Source organism: Aliidiomarina sanyensis, from assembly GCF_003987175.1.
Classification (GTDB): Bacteria; Pseudomonadota; Gammaproteobacteria; order Enterobacterales; family Alteromonadaceae; genus Aliidiomarina; species Aliidiomarina sanyensis.
The window spans coordinates 192,657-209,561 of the sequence record NZ_PIPM01000003.1; the positions used below are offsets into that span (position 1 = coordinate 192,657).

The 16,905-nt window shown below is 51.1% G+C and carries 11 protein-coding genes, 8 tRNA genes and 1 pseudogene; 6 read left to right on the top strand and 14 right to left on the bottom strand.

Features of this window, described 5'->3' with window-relative positions; genetic code table 11:
* Window positions 1–4 precede the first annotated feature (4 nt).
* Entirely contained in the window at window positions 5–2,503 is a 2,499-nt protein-coding gene (locus CWE11_RS04590; protein WP_126776426.1) for an ABC transporter permease, read from the bottom strand.
* Window positions 2,493–3,173, bottom strand: coding sequence for an ABC transporter ATP-binding protein (locus CWE11_RS04595; RefSeq protein ID WP_126776427.1), 681 nt, complete (start codon window positions 3,171–3,173; stop codon window positions 2,493–2,495). Before CWE11_RS04595 ends, CWE11_RS04590 begins: the two co-directional genes overlap by 11 nt.
* Here CWE11_RS04595 and CWE11_RS04600 point away from each other — a divergent pair, their 5' ends adjacent.
* Both CWE11_RS04600 and folK read left to right on the top strand, forming a co-directional pair.
* Window positions 3,174–3,803 carry an arylesterase gene (locus CWE11_RS04600; protein ID WP_126776428.1) on the top strand — a complete coding sequence of 210 codons (630 nt, stop codon included), beginning with the start codon at window positions 3,174–3,176 and terminating at the stop codon, window positions 3,801–3,803. It abuts the gene before it with no gap.
* 14 nt (window positions 3,804–3,817) lie between these two features.
* Window positions 3,818–4,102 (top strand): annotated as a pseudogene (gene folK / locus CWE11_RS12130) (2-amino-4-hydroxy-6-hydroxymethyldihydropteridine diphosphokinase); the annotation flags it as partial.
* Window positions 4,103–4,222: 120 nt separating this feature from the next.
* Here the strand turns inward: folK and CWE11_RS04610 are convergent.
* The gene (locus CWE11_RS04610; protein WP_126776430.1) at window positions 4,223–4,945 is read right to left on the bottom strand and encodes an SDR family NAD(P)-dependent oxidoreductase; all 723 of its coding nucleotides are present in this window, start codon (window positions 4,943–4,945) and stop codon (window positions 4,223–4,225) included.
* Window positions 4,946–5,140: 195 nt separating this feature from the next.
* Here CWE11_RS04610 and CWE11_RS04615 point away from each other — a divergent pair, with 195 nt between their 5' ends.
* Entirely contained in the window at window positions 5,141–6,472 is a 1,332-nt protein-coding gene (locus tag CWE11_RS04615; RefSeq protein ID WP_126776431.1) for a metal-dependent hydrolase family protein, read from the top strand.
* 99 nt (window positions 6,473–6,571) lie between these two features.
* Here the strand turns inward: CWE11_RS04615 and CWE11_RS04620 are convergent.
* From CWE11_RS04620 to CWE11_RS04665, 10 genes are all read right to left on the bottom strand, one after another.
* Window positions 6,572–6,647: transfer RNA gene (locus CWE11_RS04620), tRNA-Glu, on the bottom strand.
* A 50-nt stretch (window positions 6,648–6,697) separates the two neighbouring features.
* Window positions 6,698–6,773, bottom strand: a tRNA-Glu gene (locus tag CWE11_RS04625).
* Window positions 6,774–6,800: 27 nt separating this feature from the next.
* Window positions 6,801–6,876, bottom strand: a tRNA-Glu gene (locus CWE11_RS04630).
* 26 nt (window positions 6,877–6,902) lie between these two features.
* Window positions 6,903–6,978, bottom strand: a tRNA-Ala gene (locus CWE11_RS04635).
* Window positions 6,979–7,153: 175 nt separating this feature from the next.
* Window positions 7,154–7,801 carry a carbonate dehydratase gene (gene can, locus CWE11_RS04640; protein WP_126776432.1) on the bottom strand — a complete coding sequence of 216 codons (648 nt, stop codon included), beginning with the start codon at window positions 7,799–7,801 and terminating at the stop codon, window positions 7,154–7,156.
* A 1-nt stretch (window position 7,802) separates the two neighbouring features.
* Window positions 7,803–9,212: a glutamate--tRNA ligase gene (gene gltX, locus CWE11_RS04645; RefSeq protein ID WP_126776433.1), complete on the bottom strand. Its 1,410-nt coding sequence runs from the start codon at window positions 9,210–9,212 to the stop codon at window positions 7,803–7,805.
* 406 nt (window positions 9,213–9,618) lie between these two features.
* A tRNA-Val gene (locus CWE11_RS04650) sits at window positions 9,619–9,694 on the bottom strand.
* 31 nt (window positions 9,695–9,725) lie between these two features.
* Window positions 9,726–9,801: transfer RNA gene (locus CWE11_RS04655), tRNA-Val, on the bottom strand.
* A gap of 234 nt (window positions 9,802–10,035) precedes the next feature.
* Window positions 10,036–12,057 (bottom strand): excinuclease ABC subunit UvrB, encoded by a 2,022-nt coding sequence (uvrB, locus tag CWE11_RS04660; RefSeq protein WP_126776434.1) that lies wholly within the window; start codon window positions 12,055–12,057, stop codon window positions 10,036–10,038.
* Window positions 12,047–13,483, bottom strand: coding sequence for an MATE family efflux transporter (locus tag CWE11_RS04665; protein WP_241971733.1), 1,437 nt, complete (start codon window positions 13,481–13,483; stop codon window positions 12,047–12,049). The genes uvrB and CWE11_RS04665 overlap by 11 nt, the downstream gene beginning before the upstream one ends.
* Before the next feature lie 337 nt (window positions 13,484–13,820).
* Between CWE11_RS04665 and CWE11_RS04670 the strand changes: the two genes are divergently transcribed.
* From CWE11_RS04670 to CWE11_RS04680, 3 genes are all read left to right on the top strand, one after another.
* Window positions 13,821–15,011, top strand: a complete 1,191-nt coding sequence (locus tag CWE11_RS04670; protein WP_126776435.1) for a pyridoxal phosphate-dependent aminotransferase — start codon at window positions 13,821–13,823, stop codon at window positions 15,009–15,011.
* 864 nt (window positions 15,012–15,875) lie between these two features.
* A tRNA-Asn gene (locus CWE11_RS04675) sits at window positions 15,876–15,952 on the top strand.
* A gap of 42 nt (window positions 15,953–15,994) precedes the next feature.
* Window positions 15,995–16,071: transfer RNA gene (locus CWE11_RS04680), tRNA-Asn, on the top strand.
* Window positions 16,072–16,212: 141 nt separating this feature from the next.
* Here the strand turns inward: CWE11_RS04680 and CWE11_RS04685 are convergent.
* Entirely contained in the window at window positions 16,213–16,734 is a 522-nt protein-coding gene (locus tag CWE11_RS04685) for a phosphatase PAP2 family protein (protein ID WP_126776436.1), read from the bottom strand.
* Window positions 16,735–16,905 lie beyond the last annotated feature (171 nt).

Sequence of the window (16,905 nt, forward strand, 5' to 3'; positions counted from 1 at the left end):
TTTGTTACGCTAGGTTCCGGATTAAATGGCCAGTGCGCTGTCGTAACATGCGCCAGCACACGGCCCACCCAAGCACTGCAACCACCAAGGCGCCTAAGCCGGGACCCAGAATCCAGAAACGTAAGTGGAGTGCGGGTTGCATGTTGAAGACTTGCGTTTGGAGCAGATAGATCGACAGCTCCATCGCTAAAGTAGCGATCAATCCTGCCAGCGCTCCGAGTACAACAAACTCATAGGTCACCGCACGCGATAGAAGCTTTGAGCGCGCCCCAAGGGTTCGCAAAATAACCAGCTCTTGCTGCCGCTCTTCAAGCGAGGCTTGAACCTGCGCTACCAAAACCAATGCTCCAGCCAGTATCACGAGGATCATCACGAAGGTGATCGCTAGAGACACATGACCAATGACGTCGCGAATTTGCGTCAAGATATCTTCCACGTCAATCAGGGATGCCTGTGGGAAGTCCCGGAAGAGTGAATACAATTCCGCGCGACGCTCAGGTGGCAAATAGAAACTTGCGATATAAGTCGCTGGCATGTCTTCTAACAAGTCGGGGCTAAACACCATATAGAAATTCGGCTGCATGGTATTCCAATCGACTTCACGAATATTGGTCACGGGCACGGTAAACTCATCGGCCGCCACGCGGAACGTCAATTCATCTCCGAGACCGATATTGATCCGCTCCGCGACTTGTGATTCCACCGAAACGCCCGGCTCACCTTCGCGAAACCACTCGCCCCGTAACAGAGTATTTTCCGCCGGAAGATCTCGCCGCCACGTCAATTGCAGCTCCCGACCGAATCCTTCCCGGAATTCACTTTCATCGCGCTCTTCCTTCGTGACCGCGTCGCGGACCAAATCGCCATTGATGGCCACCAAGCGACCCGGAACGATAGGATATAAATCGGTTGCTCGAATATGCTGACGCTCAAACATGCTTTGCATCGGCTCAACCTGATGGGGCGCGACATTCACCACAAAATAGTTCGGTGCATCATCCGGCAATTGATTCTGCCAATCTTCCAACAGCTCGTGACGCAGGGCCAACACCAGTAAGAACAGCATAACTGCCACAGAGAAACTAAGCATCTGCATGCTGTTTTCCGCAGCACGACGCTGCAATCCTGCCATCGCAAGACGCCAGCTACTTCCCGCTTGCATCCCCGCCTGCCGGCTCGCCCGAATAAACAAACGACTGATCCCCAGCAGCAAAAACATCGCAAAAATTCCGCCCGCGAATAACGCTGATGACAGAATAAACGACCCACTATATAACACCATCAAGGTATATACGGTGCCGCCTGCAATCACCCAGTGAACCCACTTCGCCAGCCCACTCGCAAGCATATCGCGGCGCAAAACACGCAAAGGAGGAATCTTGAGGAGACGTAACAATGGGTAGAGGCTAAACATAATCGCGCACAACAGGCCGGTTGCAATGGCGAGCACATAAGGTCCCGTGCCCCCTTCCGGAAGCACATATCCGAGTTGTGCACTGACCCACCCCGTCACGCTCCATTGCAACGCGGTTCCGAGGAGCAATCCAAGTAGAATGCTCACCCCCGTGAGTAGCAATAAGTGCAGAGTGAAAATGCGACCAATTTGCCCAGTGCGTCCACCGAGGGTTTTCATAATGGCAACCGCGTCAAAATTTCGCTGCGCGTAGCGTTGCGCAGCAACCGCCACTGCCGTCGCCGCCAATACAACACCCAACAAACTCGCGAGGAGCATAAATCGCTCCGCTCGGTTCAGGGCACTCGACAACGGAGAGTCACCGTCCTGAATGCTAGTCCACCGCTGGGTGACATCATCCAGTTGTGGCATCAACCAGTTCTCAAAGCGCTGGATATTGCCCGGATCTCCGGCAAACAGGTAATTGTAGTTCACACGACTTCCGGGTTGAATTAAGCCAGTCCGGTCCAACTCATCAATATATATCAGCACCGTGGGGCTATCCGTAAACACACTGAACCCGGCATCCGGCTGATGGGCCAAAATCTGCGTTACGGTGAATTCCGCATCACCAATCTCGATCGACTCGCCGATATCGAGTGCGAGTGTATTGAACAGACTTCCTTGTACCCAGGCCTCACCCGGCGCTGGGAGCATGTCGGTTCGTTCGCCATCTACATAAGGCGCTTGCGCGATTTCTAAATGACCACGCAGCGGATAACCGGAGCTAACCGCTTTTACTTCCACCAGCGTCAATTCACCATTCGCGAACGCCATGGAATTAAACGTCGTTCTCCGCGCCCACGCCACATCATCCTGCTCTGCACGTTCAAGCCATTCGGTTGGTATTTCTGCGCCGCGCGAACGCAGCACACGGTCTGCCGCAAGGAATTCAGCACTGCGATCGAGCAAACCCAGCTGCAAACGCTCGCTAAATACCGACAGCGACAACACCGCACACACCGCGAGTGCAACCGCCGCCGCCATAATGGTGAGTTCGCCCCGACGCAACTCATGTTTTAATAATCGCCACGAGATCTTATGCCACATTGCGTTGCTCCGTCAGCACACCGCCATCGAGGTGGAGAATTCGATCACAGCGCTCGGCCAGACTATTATCATGGGTGACCATCACCAGCGTCGTTCCAAACTCTCGGTTCAATTCAAAGAGCAGTGCCTCAATCCGTTCGCCGGTTTTGCTGTCCAGATTACCCGTAGGTTCATCCGCAAATAAAATTTGTGGTCGGCCAATAAACGCCCGCGCAATCGCCACACGCTGCTGCTCTCCCCCAGAAAGTTGATTTGGATAGTGAGTTAAACGTTCTTCAAGGCCAACTTTCTTCAATAGTTCACGAGCCTGTTGCTCAGGATGTTTGCTGCCTGCTAATTCAGCGGGCAGCATCACGTTTTCGAGGGCCGTTAAACTCTGAATAAGAAGAAAAGATTGAAAAATGAATCCAATCTTTTGCCCACGCAGAATTGCACGCTGCTCTTCATCCAATTCACTTAAATTTACGTTATCTATGGTAATGTGTCCGGAGCTGGGTAGATCCAAACCGGCCATGAGCGAGAGCAATGTAGACTTCCCTGAACCTGATGCCCCGACGACAGCGACCGCTTCACCGGCATCAATAGTAAAATCCATAGGCTGAAGAATTTGCAATTCACCTTGGGTCGTCACAACATTGCGAGAAACGGACTGAACTTGAATAAGTGCCATATGCTGAAAAAATTCCTTTACGTCATTTTGGTTGCGCTCATTGCGCTGTCTTCCACAGTACGTGCGAGCGAGTCAAATGTATCATTAATGGTGCTCGGTGATAGCCTTGCCGCAGGGTATGGCATCGCGGAAGCCGATACATGGGTTGCAGATATTGGTCGAACATGGCGAACCCATCATCCCCGACTCCAGATCATCAACGCGAGCATTAGTGGTGAGACCACCCAAGGGGGACTGTCTCGTCTTGAAAGTCTGTTAGATCGCCATGCGCCTGATGTTGTTTTTATTGAGTTGGGCGGCAACGATGGGTTGCGTGGCTTCAACTTGAACACGATGGAGTCTAATCTACGCCAGATGGTTGAGATCCTCCAGTCCAGAAACGTGAAAGTTGCCATCAGTGAAATTGAGATCCCACCGAATCTCGGACGCCGATACACACAAATGTTCCGGGATGTCTTTCACCGGGTCGCAGACGATATGGAGATTCCATTGATTCCCTTTTTCATGCGGGAAATTGCACTCAATCCAGATTACATGCAAAGCGACGGCATTCACCCGAATCTTTCGGCCCAGCCGGTCATTGCGGATATTATGGAACCGCAATTGCGTGCTTTGTTGGAGGCCCTGTGAGTCGATACTATTACGTGAGCCTTGGCAGTAATATCGAGCCTGAAAAACACTTTGCCGACGCCTTCGCCCAACTGAGCGCCCGTTTTGGGACTTTGCTTGTGATGCCCGTGGTCAAAACGGCCCCGTGTGCGATCGATACAGCGAATGACTTTCTGAACACCTTAGTCGTGTTTGCATCCACGTTGTCGACTCACGAACTCAAAGCTTGGTTTAATCAGCTAGAAACGCAGCATGGACGTGATCGAAACGACCCGATGCGCAGTGCGAAAGATCGCACCCTGGACCTTGATATTCTCGCCAGCCAGGAGCACCTCGACTTCTCAACGACCGCTACATTTGAAGAACCCTACACGCAAGCCTGCGTAGATGCGCTCATCCACCCTCAGGCCACGCAAGAGATTGTCTTGCAGGGACAGCGGCTAGGTCACCGAGCGTCCGCCATCGACACGGATCACCGCAGCGGTCATATATTCGTTATTGAGGATACTTTGGATCGCCTGCTCGAGCGCCTCGAACCCGCCTTCAACCGGGAGCAAGGTCTCGCTTAACACCTGTTTTTTATCGCCGTCGCTGTGCTCCGGTAAAAATTTAATCGGCCCAGGCTGAATAGCGTTCACACGGACCCGCGGCGCCAAGCGCTTTGCAAAACTCAGCATGAGATTCTCTAAGCCCGCTTTTGTTGAGCAATAGAGCGCGTATTCCGGATTCGGATTACTCGCATAAATATCCGTCACATGAATAATATTTGCAGTTGGCCGCTGACTGTTTTGCAGAAGCGTACTGAGTGCTTGGTTCAGGCGTGCGGGCAACTTCATGTGAATCTGGTATAACGCATCATAAAAGGCACATTCGTCTTCCGCATGGGCTGCGTCTTTTTCGTAAATAGACGCATTGTGCAGGATGAAATCGAGGCTGTTCGTTTCAGCCTTGATCGCCGTAATCGCTTCGTCCACGCTTCGATCATCCAATGCATCACAGGCGATAACCGTGAGGTTTTGGTTGGCCACAGCCATGTCTCCAAGCTCACCACCGGTACTCCGCGACAGGGCCATGACCCGCCAGCCCTGCTCTAACAGCCCTTTCGTCATATGCAAACCCAGGCGGCGACCCGCGCCCGTTATTAATGCGACTGCTTGTCCCATAAATCCTCCTCATCACTCGCGCTATCTTAACGCATCGCAGGCATAAAGCGATCACCGGATACTTAGCACGCCTTGCCGCTTGTTTTCATTTGTTATGAAAAAAGTCTAAAACTATCTCAACAACGCAGTTTTTATTGATATTTCACTGATCTGCGCCACTATCAAGAGGCCACATTTACTTTTATTGAGGTCGTTATGAAGTTTGCATATGGAATTGGAGTCGTTCTTTGCTTGATATTCGCCCCGTTGGTTGCACACGCCGATGTTATCGCCATAGAAAATGTCTATGTATTTGATAGTCGCGAAGCGACTCGCTCTTCTCAACCTCAGGTTGTGCTTGTGCAAGGAAGCCGTATTCTAGACGTCGTTTCAGAAATTCCCGACAACATCTCCCCGAGCCGCATTGTAAACGGCAAAGGGGGGACCTTGATTCCTGGCCTCATTGATGCGCACTGGCACGCAGCGCTTGCGGCGCCGAGCCAGATTGACGCCCTGACCGCCGATCCGGGTTATTTACATGTGCTTGCTGCCAACCTCGCCAAAACCACTGTACTGCGTGGATTCACCACCGTCCGCGACATGGGAGGCCCGACCTTTGGTCTACGCCGCGCGATTGAACAAGGCATTACCCCGGGCCCACGTATCTTCCCCTCAGGCGCGATGATCTCCCAAACCGGAGGCCATGGAGACTTTCGCTTGCCCCATGAGGTTCCGCGTGGCTCAACGACCCCTTTGAGTCATACAGAGCTGCAAGGCGCCGCTGCGATTGCCGATGGCGAAGCGGAAGTGTTACGGCGCGCCCGTGAGCAATTAATGCTCGGGGCCACCCAAATCAAACTGATGGCCGGTGGCGGTGTATCTTCTCTCTATGACCCGCTTGATGTGACGCAGTATACCCATGATGAACTAACAGCAGCCGTGGCTGCAGCGGAGAACTGGGGAACATATGTAACGGTCCATGCTTATACCTCGCGCGCTATTCAGATAGCGATCGGTGCGGGTGTGAAAAGCATTGAGCACGGCCAGTTGGTCAATGAAGAAACCGTCCAATTGATGGCCGAGCGCGACATCTGGTGGAGCTTGCAGCCATTTTTAGATGATGAAAATGCCAACCCTAAAACAGGCCTCGCCCGCCAGAAGCAATTACAAGTTGCCCAAGGCACGGATACCGCCTATGCCCTTGCTCGTCAATATGGCGTCAAGGTCGCGTTTGGAACGGACGTATTATTTAGCGGTGGTAACGCGGAGTCGCAAATGCCCCGACTACTCTCCATGCAACGATGGTTCACACCCGCGGAAGTTCTGCAGATGGCCACCTACAACAATGGTCAGCTACTCCAGCTCTCCGGACCACGGTACCCTTACCCAGGCCCTCTTGGACTCATTGAAGCGGGTGCAATGGCTGACTTGATTATTGTGCGGGGCAACCCGCTCGAAGACTTGAATCTACTCTTGAATCCCGAAGCCAACTTCCAGGTAATCATGAAAAATGGAGTGATTTACCAGACGCTTGAGAGCGCGCAGTAAAACCCGCAGGCGAGAAACGAAAAACGCCTGCAGGTGCAGGCGTTTTCTATGTATTTTTCACGTGTTGCGCACATGAAAGATGCTTTCGCATCGAATATGTGGCGTCCCCTAGGGGATTCGAACCCCTGTTGCCGCCGTGAAAGGGCGGAGTCCTAGGCCTCTAGACGAAGGGGACCCAGAAAAAAGCTTACCGAATTGGCCGCGCGGTAAACCCTGTGCAAATGATGGCGTCCCCTAGGGGATTCGAACCCCTGTTGCCGCCGTGAAAGGGCGGAGTCCTAGGCCTCTAGACGAAGGGGACGCAGACATTTGCATTTGCGCGAAGAAGTGGCGTCCCCTAGGGGATTCGAACCCCTGTTGCCGCCGTGAAAGGGCGGAGTCCTAGGCCTCTAGACGAAGGGGACGCATTTCTTGGTGCGCGCCGAATGTTTGGTGGAGCTAAGCGGGATCGAACCGCTGACCTCTTGCATGCCATGCAAGCGCTCTCCCAGCTGAGCTATAGCCCCACATTCGGGTCTCGCTGATAAAGGACTTCTGTCCCCGACAGCGAGGCGCATTCTAAGAATCCAGTGTATCGCTGTCAACTGTTTTTTCGGACTTACGGCTTGTTCGCCTATTTTTTTGCCAATATGATTTCTTTTTCAACAAATCCGCAAAATTTGAGGCAGAACACACGCTTACTTAATCATCGGAATCTTCGTCAGAGCCATACTGATAAATCGGCTCAACCCCATCTTTACCGGTAATCGTGCACCCTAAATCTTTGAGCAATCCATCTTTTACAGCGTATATCCAGCCGTGGATCGAGACTTTTTGCCCCCGATCCCACGCCTCTTGAACAATGTGATTTCGTGACAAATTACGCACTTGTTCAACCACATTGAGCTCACACATCTGTTCAAATCGAGCATCATAAGGCAATGTCTTTAATTCCCCTTCATGGACTCGATAAATATCTTTGATGCCGTGCAGCCATTGGTCGACCATCCCGTGTCGATTAGTTTCCATCGCGGCCGCCACGCCACCGCATCCGTAATGCCCTACCACGAGGATATGACGGACTTGCAACACATTGATTGCATACTCAATCACTGCGAGGCAATTGAAGTCTGTTTGAATGACCTGATTCGCGATATTTCGGTGAACAAACACTTCACCCGGCGCCAGCCCAACGATTTGATTAGCCGGAACTCGGCTGTCGGAACAGCCGATCCACAAATATTCTGGTTTTTGCTGCTGAACTAAGCGTTCGAAAAACTCAGGGTCCTGCTCCACTTGGGTCTGCGCCCAGGCTTTATTATGTGCTAGCAGTTCACGAATTTTCGGCATGTCAGGCATTCTCCTCACGGGCTTGAATAAACTCCAGCGCGAGCCCAATACGCTCTACCACAACCGCTTGCGGTATAAGAGCGAGTGTGACATCCAACGAGGGTGAATTACCACCCCCTGTGGTTGCAACGCGTAAGGGCATGCCCACTTTCCCCATACCCACATCCAGTGCCGCACAGGTATCTTGAATCGCTTGCTGTATCGTCTCTGGGGTCCAGCTTGTTAATGCCGCGAAGCGCTGCTGCACATCGCGCAGTGGTTCACCCGCCACAGGACGCAAATGCTTTTTCGCTGCTTGCTCTTCAAAGCCCGTGACTGGTTCATAAAAATAGCGGCTAATTTCGGCCATCTCCCGCAAGGTCTTTACCCGTTCCGCTTGCAAGCCCACAATCGCGGTCAAGGCCGGGCCACCGGTCGTAGCAATTCCGAGCTGCTCAAAATGCCATGCGAGCTCAGCCGCCACTTGCTCAACAGGCAGGGTCTTCATGTAATGCTGGTTGAGCCAATTAAGTTTTTCCGTATTGAAGGCCGACGCTGCTTTGTTAATATCACTCAGCTTAAAGATGCTGATGAGCTCATCGCGACTAAATACTTCTTGATCACCGTGAGACCAGCCGAGTCGCACCAAATAATTAATCATTGCTTCCGGCAAATAGCCTTTGTCTCGATACTCTGTGACGCTCACAGCGCCATGACGCTTAGATAACTTCTTTCCATCGTCACCCAAAATCATCGACACGTGCGCATACTCAGGAATCGGTGCACCAAGCGCCTGCAGGATATTGATCTGCCGCGGTGTATTGTTGATATGGTCCTCACCACGCACCACGTGGGTGATTCCCATATCCCAATCGTCCACTACAACACAGAAATTGTAGGTCGGAGTTCCGTCGGTCCGAGCAATAATCAAGTCATCCAATTCTTTGTTTGAAATCTCGATCCGGCCCCGGACATGATCATCAAAAACCACGCTACCCTCTTGCGGATTGCGAAAACGGATTACGTACGGCTTGCCAGGTTGATCTTCAAGCCCATAACATTTGCCGTCATAGCGCGGCTTTAAACCGGCCGCCATCTGTTCTTCACGCATTGTCTCGAGCCGCTCATGCGAGCAGTAACACTTGTACGCCTTACCTTCAGCCAACAACTGATCAATCACTGTTTGATAACGATCAAAGCGCTTCGTTTGGTAAATGGGAGGCTCATCCCAAGTTAAGCCAAGCCACTCCATCCCTTCAAAAATGGCATCGATCGCTTCTTGAGTTGACCGTTCGCGGTCCGTGTCTTCGATCCGAAGCACAAATTTACCACCGGCAGCCCGTGCCACGAGCCAAGCATAAAGCGCGGTACGTGCACCACCCACGTGGAGATAGCCCGTTGGGCTCGGAGCAAAACGCGAAACAACTGACATGCAAGAATCCCTACCATTAAAGTCAAAATGAATGGGCCGAAGTATATCAGAAACGAAAAACGACAGGTACGGGCGGGGGAAAAAGAAAAGCCGGCGTATCGCTACGCCGACTTTCACAAATTAGGGAGCAACATCCGTGTCGCCAATTTCATCCAGAAAGAATGCTTATCCTGCAAACATGTACCGGCATATCCGTGCCGTAAAAACGCAACCGGAACTTCACGGTCCTTATGAACGAGCCATTACGTTATGGGTGTAGTCTAAAGAACAACAGTTCAGGAAGAAACCGAAGATTTGTTACAAAATATTTCAAACTTCGTAACATTCGTGAGATGGCGTCGCAGCGGGGCTACTAAATTTATTCGAGAGCAGAAACAAAAAAACTGCCGAGTGGCAGTTTTAGAAATGGTGGATGGTACTGGGTTCGAACCAGTGACCCCCGCCTTGTAAGGGCGGTGCTCTCCCAGCTGAGCTAACCATCCACTGAGATTTCTATGACGTCGATGACATAACTGGTGGATGGTACTGGGTTCGAACCAGTGACCCCCGCCTTGTAAGGGCGGTGCTCTCCCAGCTGAGCTAACCATCCATTCGGTTTTCAGTGTTGCCACTGACACTCAGTTATGTAATCTGCAACTCATTATGAGCGCCAGAGCGCTTCCCTGTGTTGCGAGGCGCTATTATAGGGCGGTGCTTTTGCCTGTCAACAGGAAATTATAAACACATCCACTGACTGCTGAAAAAACCAACGCATTGACCTGAGTTTAGCCTGTCTGTGGTGCAAAATCGACCGGTCCCAACCGATGACTCAGGCAAACACAAATCACCCGTAGGTTTTTAGTTGTTCACGCAGTTCGTGTAATTCGTCACGCAGTCGTGCAGCTTTCTCAAACTCGAGGTTCTCTGCGGCTTTGTACATTGCCTTCTCCTGTTCAGCAATAGCCTGGCCGATTTCCTTGGGACTTTTGAACTTGGGAATTTTAATACCTCGGGCTACCGCTTCTGCTCGTGCTTTTTCCCGTTTACGTTTCCCGGCATCACCACCAAGATCCATCACGTCAGTGACCCGTTTGTTCAGCCCCATCGGCGTAATTCCGTGTTGGGTATTATATTCAATCTGTTTAGCGCGACGTCGGTCGGTTTCATCAATGGCTTTTTGCATGGACTTTGTAATCCGGTCCGCATACAGAATCGCTTTGCCATTTACGTTACGCGCCGCCCGGCCGATGGTCTGAATCAGCGAGCGTTCGGCGCGTAAAAAGCCCTCTTTGTCGGCGTCCAAAATCGCCACCAATGACACTTCCGGCATATCGAGTCCTTCCCGCAATAGGTTGATTCCAACCAGCGCATCGAACTCCCCGAGACGCAAATCACGAATAATTTCCATGCGCTCAACAGTATCAATATCGGAATGTAAATAACGCACACGAATTCCATGTTCGTCGAGATAGTCAGTCAGGTCCTCTGCCATTTTTTTGGTCAGTGTCGTAATCAATACGCGCTCACCAAGTTCTGCGCGCAGCCGAACTTCTGACATCACGTCATCGACCTGGGTCCCGACCGGCCGAACCTCAATGGTTGGATCAATCAACCCCGTCGGACGCACAACCTGTTCGATGACTTCGCCTTCACAGCGTTTGAGCTCGTAATCACCGGGCGTGGCCGACACATAAATCGTTTGAGGTGCAATTGCTTCAAATTCATCAAACTTAAGTGGCCGATTATCCAGTGCGGATGGCAAGCGAAAACCGTAGCCGACGAGATTTTCTTTGCGCGACCGGTCGCCCTTATACATTGCACCAACTTGTGAAACCGTTACATGGGATTCGTCAATAATCAGAAGTGCATCATCTGGCAAGTAATCCATCAATGTCGGAGGTGGCTCACCCGGCGCGCGACCAGATAGGTAGCGTGAGTAATTTTCAATTCCCGAGCAATAGCCTAATTCCAGCATCATCTCAATATCAAACTGGGTCCGCTCACGAATCCGCTGCTCTTCAATGAGCTTGCTCTCCCCAAGAAATTGCTCTCGGCGCTCTTTCAGCTCAACTTTTATCCCTTCAATCGCTTCAATAATTTTTTCGCGCGGGGTGACATAGTGGGTTTTCGGGTACACGGTGAAGCGTGCTAAATCTGCTTGCATCACTTGCCCGGTCAAGGGTTCAAAGAGACTAATACGCTCTATCTCATCATCGAACAACTCAACACGCACCGCCATGTCATCGGATTCCGCTGGAAAAATATCGATCACCTCACCCCGGACTCGGTAGGTACCCCGAGTAAACGCTTGATCATTTCGGGTGTATTGCAAGGTGGCAAGCCGACGCAGAATATCGCGCTGGTCAATGATGTCGCCCCGCCGCAAGTGCAGCATCATTTTCATATAGGAATCGGGATCACCCAAACCGTAAATCGCGGAAACCGATGCAATCAAAACAACATCGCGCCGTTCCATAAGCGCTTTGGTAGCAGAGAGCCGCATTTGCTCAATGTGCTCGTTAATGGACGCATCTTTCTCGATAAAGGTGTCTGTGGTCGGTACATAGGCTTCCGGTTGGTAATAGTCGTAATAGGAAACAAAGTATTCCACCGCATTGTTAGGGAAAAACTCCTTCATTTCCCCATATAACTGAGCCGCCAATGTTTTGTTATGCGCCAAAATAAGCGTTGGACGGTTGGTCCGTGCAATGACATTGGCCATCGTGAACGTTTTTCCCGAACCGGTGACTCCAAGCAGCGTTTGGTGGGCTAACCCTGCATCGAGGTTGGTCACTAAGCGTTCAATAGCCGCCGGCTGATCACCCGCAGGTTGATACTCAGAAACGAGTTGGAATTCACGCGCCATAACGTCCCTCTCCTTCTTTTTGAGTTGCTGAACTTTTTGCTACCGTCGCTTCAGTCACCGGCATCTCAGTTCCCGCTCCAGCCGGTTTTTTCTCATCGTGTCCATTGCCCCGCTCCGCATCGGTCAAGCGCATAAACCATCGATATGCCATCCAAGCCGTTAAGACGTTCGCAATCACTCCACCAATAAATAAGCCAAGGAGACCCGCTAGGTGATTTCCCAACCACGATAACGGAACAAACATGACAAACAAGCGCAATACACTAAGTAACAAAGCCTGCATTGGACGGTGCAGCGCATTTAAGGAGGAATTGGTTAAAATAATACAACCCTGAACACCGTACCCCAGCGGCATAATGATAACAAACCAAGCCAATACGTCAGCGACCGCCTCTTCCCGCGCAAAAGCGGTTTGAATAATTGGTAAACTCGCCAATAAAACCAAATAAACGGCGGCTTGGAACAGAAGGACAAACCGAAGCGCAACTTTGTATGCCTCTTGCACCCGCGTAATCTTTCCTGCACCAAAGTTCTGGCTGATCAGGGGCGGCAAAGTCATCGACAATGCAAGAATCACAATCGATGCCATCGATTCCAATCGGGCCCCGGCCCCGAATGCAGCCACTGCAGGAGCACCGTGTGTCGCAACAATGGCCGTTAAAATCCCCAACGAAATCGGCGTCAGCATATTCGCTCCCGCCGCCGGTAAACCGATGGTCAAGAGCTTCCGAGAAGACAGGATAAACTCCGTAACGGAAGGTGGGAGCGGGTCAATCAATCGCTTCCGGCGGATCAGCAAATAAAGAATAATCGAAAACCCAATGCTCCAAGAAATTACGCTCGCAAGTGCTGCACCCTGCATACCAAGCGCAGGGAATGGACCTAATCCGAAAATCAGCAATGGATCCAGAATCGCATTCATCAGGCCGCCCAACCCCATGATCAATGAAGGCGTCTTCGTGTCACCAGAGGCCCGCAGGATACTGTTTCCAACCATCGGAATGACTAATAGGATTGCACCAGCAAACCAAATATTCATGTACGCATCAATGAGGATCTGGATTTCAGCTGAAGCGCCAAGCAGCGCAAAGATAGGCCGAGAGAACAAAAAGCCGACTAAGGACAGCACCCCCACAAGCAAGGCCGATAACCAGAGCGCGGAACTGCCTACGTGGCGTGCCGCAGTATCTTGATCCGCACCGAGCTTGCGCGCGATCACGGCACTGGTACCAATTCCCAAACCAATGGTGAGACTAATGACAGTAAAGGTCACTGGAAACGTAAAACCAATCGCCGCGAGCTCTTCGGTGCCAAGCAATGAGATAAAAAATGTATCGACTAAATTAAAACTAATCAGTGTGGCGATACCAAAAATCATCGGCCACGTCATTCGCCACAGGGTACGGGGAATGGGCGCGTTAAGCATTTCTTGCTTACGCGATTGCGGGGTTGATCGATGCGTTCCACGACGCGCTTTCTCAGAGGAATCTGGTGCGTCGACGGGTGGCAGTGACATGCTTGCTCCTCGTTACCACAAAACTACGTCGGCGAACCCGCCGAGCGCGTTGAGGAAAACGCGTAGTATAGCGAAATTCCGATGAACTGACTATTCACCATCATCCCATGAATACTGCGCAAATTCTGTCAATTTAACGGACGCAAACGGCTGGCCCGACTAGACTTTTGGACCTGCTCCACTTATAGTGGCTGCCTGATATACACCCCAGGTTTTCTTCCCTACAACATACGCAGACAGGTGCTTTGTGGACTACAAACTTTCACAGCGCGTCAACGCTATCAAACCTTCTCCGACTCTGGCAGTGAGCCAGAAAGCTGCCGAACTCAAAGCGGCTGGCAAAGACGTGATTGGTTTGGGCGTTGGAGAGCCAGACTTCACTACCCCAGAATTCATTTGCACCGCTGCGAAAGCCGCGATCGACGCTGGCCACACACGTTACACCGCCGTGGATGGCATTCCAGAACTGAAAAAAGCCGTCTGTGAAAAATTCAAGCGAGATAATCAATTGCACTATGAGCCTAGTGAAATTCTAGTCTCAGCAGGCGGCAAGCATAGTATTTTTAACCTCCTCACGGCATGGCTCGATGCGGGTGATGAAGTCATCATCCCGGCACCGTATTGGGTTTCCTACCCTGACATGACGCTCTTAGTCGGTGCGGTTCCGGTGGTTATCGAGGCGGGAATTGAGCAAGCATATAAGATCACGGCAGAGCAGCTAGAAGCGGCCATTACACCCAAAACCAAAATGTTGTTCCTGAATAGTCCATCCAATCCGACTGGAATGGCCTACAGTGCAGAGGAACTAAAAGCGATTGCGGACGTGCTACGCAAGCACCCGCAGGTATTAATTGCAACCGATGATATGTATGAGCACATTCTGTGGACTAACGCTCCGTTCGTAAATCTCCCGATGGTTGCACCAGACCTAAAAGATCGCACAGTCATTCTTTCAGGTGTTTCCAAAGCCTACGCCATGACCGGTTGGCGGATTGGATATGCGGCAGGGCCAAAGCCCCTGATCGCCGCCATGAAAAAAGTTCAGTCGCAAAGCACCTCAAACCCAGCGTCAATTTCACAACATGCTGCGTTAGCCGCATTGACGGGCGACCAATCATTCATTGGTGAGATGGTGACCGAGTTTAAAGCACGTCATGACCGCCTTATCGAAGGCCTGGCAAAAATTCCCGGACTGAAAGTGCGTCCTGGCGATGGGACCTTCTACGCATTTCCAAATGTGGAAGGCTTAATGGCGATGGTAGGCGTAGACAGCGATATCGAACTCTGCGAACGCTTACTCAGCGAAGCCAATGTAGCACTCGTTCCCGGTTCCGCCTTTGGGGCTCCTGGACATTTCCGACTTTCTTTTGCAGCAAGTCGTGAAATCCTCGACGAAGCCGTCAAACGCATCCATGCGTTTGCTGCAAAATATTCGTAACCAACACAACGCGTTGGGTCTGCTCGGGTGGGAATCATGCCCGCACACCCAACGCAGTGCGTTGGCTACAATCATCACCCGGTGATAGTATCGCTTCTAGCCCGCACACCCAACGCAGTGCGTTGGCTACAATCATCATCCGGTGATAGTATCGCTTCTAGCCCGCACACCCAACGCAATGCGTTGGGTATGATACCCTGTTCCGCACCGCTCTCTCCTTTTTGTCCGTAAAAAGCCAATAACCCGCTCTCTTTCGAGGTAGAACAACCGTGGATATGCAAACGTTATAGATTTAATCGCAGAAATGTCACAATTGCATAACGAAAGAAAATGAGAGTAATCCCTTACAAGCAACTACCCAGAAACTGGTAAATTTATCGTGCATTGTGAATAAATTTTAAGAAATTAATTCACAGGAGTGATCCAAACGTGGCGGAAATTCACGCGAGAACTGCACAAAAACCATGCCGATCTTCATATACAACCTAAACCATTGATTTATATGGAATATAAAAAGCGTGCCAGAATGTATCCTTTCCGCTCAATCCGCTATAGCCTACGTTTTGTAACGCAACCCACAGACTTAACCACAAGGTTATCCACAGAAATAGTGGATAAGATCGGGAGCGCTAGACACAGCGCGGTTTCGACCCTTCTGTGGATAATTTGTTAACCCCAAAAGCAAAACATTTGGCGAATTTTTAATCAGGTTGATACTCCGCAACGCTAAGTTATGCAGGTTTCGAACAATTTCACTACAAAAAGTCGAAATTCTGCGCAATTAAACGTTTGCGATGAAATTTCTCTTTGCAAGATGTTGACAGGGTCGGGGCATCCCTTTAAGATTCCGCCCCGTTAAGCGATTCCCCAGTAGCTCAGTTGGTTAGAGCGGTGGACTGTTAATCCATGTGTCGTTGGTTCGAATCCAACCTGGGGAGCCACGCTTACATCCCAAAAGAAACACGCAAGACCCCCTTTGAAATTCCCCAGTAGCTCAGTTGGTTAGAGCGGTGGACTGTTAATCCATGTGTCGTTGGTTCGAATCCAACCTGGGGAGCCACAAACTCCTTTTCCCTGTCTTTCGCTGCATCCAACACACCGAACAAACAAGTAGCCAACGCACCGCGTTGGGACTGAAATTCGAAAGCAACTCCATCCCGAGCAAAACCCAACGCCCCGTTACGGAACATGCGTTGGCTACTTAGAGGACGGCGACGGTCAAGCCAGCGATGAGGGTACCGAGGAAGGCGCCAGCGAGAACATCACTGGGATAATGCACACCGAGGGCAACGCGAGAAATGGCAACGAGCGTGGCCCAGCCGTAAAAAATGGGGGCCCAGACAGGGAAGCTTGCTATCACCAGCGCAGCAAACAAAAATGCTGCCGTGGCATGTCCGGATGGGAACGAAAATCGATCTGCGGGTTTGATCACGGGTTTGACTTTTCGACGTAACCACGGACGATCACGCCGCAGCAGATTCTTCAAACCAATAAAAAGCGGAATTTCAATTGCAAAAGCGAGCAGTGCACGCTGAATAAACAAGACACTCCCTTCGACTGCAGCAATTGCAGCGAACAGAGCAAACAGCGCATAGTATGGCCCGTCACCACTGCGCGACAGCCAAAAGGCCAATCTGCTTTTACGGAGCCCTCGGGTCGAGCGGAACATCCAATCGAACGTCCATTCATCGAGCGCGCGTAGTCGTGCAAAAATGTGAACCAAACAACCAACCTCTTGCTGAAAATCCGAACCGAACGGCAGAGCGGACTCATTAGTTTACTTGAAAGCAGGTATTCTGCCTACGGCTTCTTAGGATTCCCTTAAAAATACCGACACTGCAAGTTGTTTCTCCTCGCCTAAAACCGGATAATACCCCAAGAAAACTCAATGACC

Excerpts from the sequence above, each read along its gene's own strand:
- CWE11_RS04590 (WP_126776426.1), bottom strand. The coding sequence starts at position 2,503 with ATGTGGCATAAGATCTCGTGGCGATTATTAAAACATGAGTTGCGTCGG.
- CWE11_RS04595 (WP_126776427.1), bottom strand. The coding sequence starts at position 3,173 with ATGGCACTTATTCAAGTTCAGTCCGTTTCTCGCAATGTTGTGACGACC.
- CWE11_RS04600 (WP_126776428.1), top strand. The coding sequence starts at position 3,174 with ATGCTGAAAAAATTCCTTTACGTCATTTTGGTTGCGCTCATTGCGCTG.
- CWE11_RS04610 (WP_126776430.1), bottom strand. The coding sequence starts at position 4,945 with ATGGGACAAGCAGTCGCATTAATAACGGGCGCGGGTCGCCGCCTGGGT.
- CWE11_RS04615 (WP_126776431.1), top strand. The coding sequence starts at position 5,141 with ATGAAGTTTGCATATGGAATTGGAGTCGTTCTTTGCTTGATATTCGCC.
- can (WP_126776432.1), bottom strand. The coding sequence starts at position 7,801 with ATGCCGAAAATTCGTGAACTGCTAGCACATAATAAAGCCTGGGCGCAG.
- gltX (WP_126776433.1), bottom strand. The coding sequence starts at position 9,212 with ATGTCAGTTGTTTCGCGTTTTGCTCCGAGCCCAACGGGCTATCTCCAC.
- uvrB (WP_126776434.1), bottom strand. The coding sequence starts at position 12,057 with ATGGCGCGTGAATTCCAACTCGTTTCTGAGTATCAACCTGCGGGTGAT.
- CWE11_RS04665 (WP_241971733.1), bottom strand. The coding sequence starts at position 13,483 with ATGCTTAACGCGCCCATTCCCCGTACCCTGTGGCGAATGACGTGGCCG.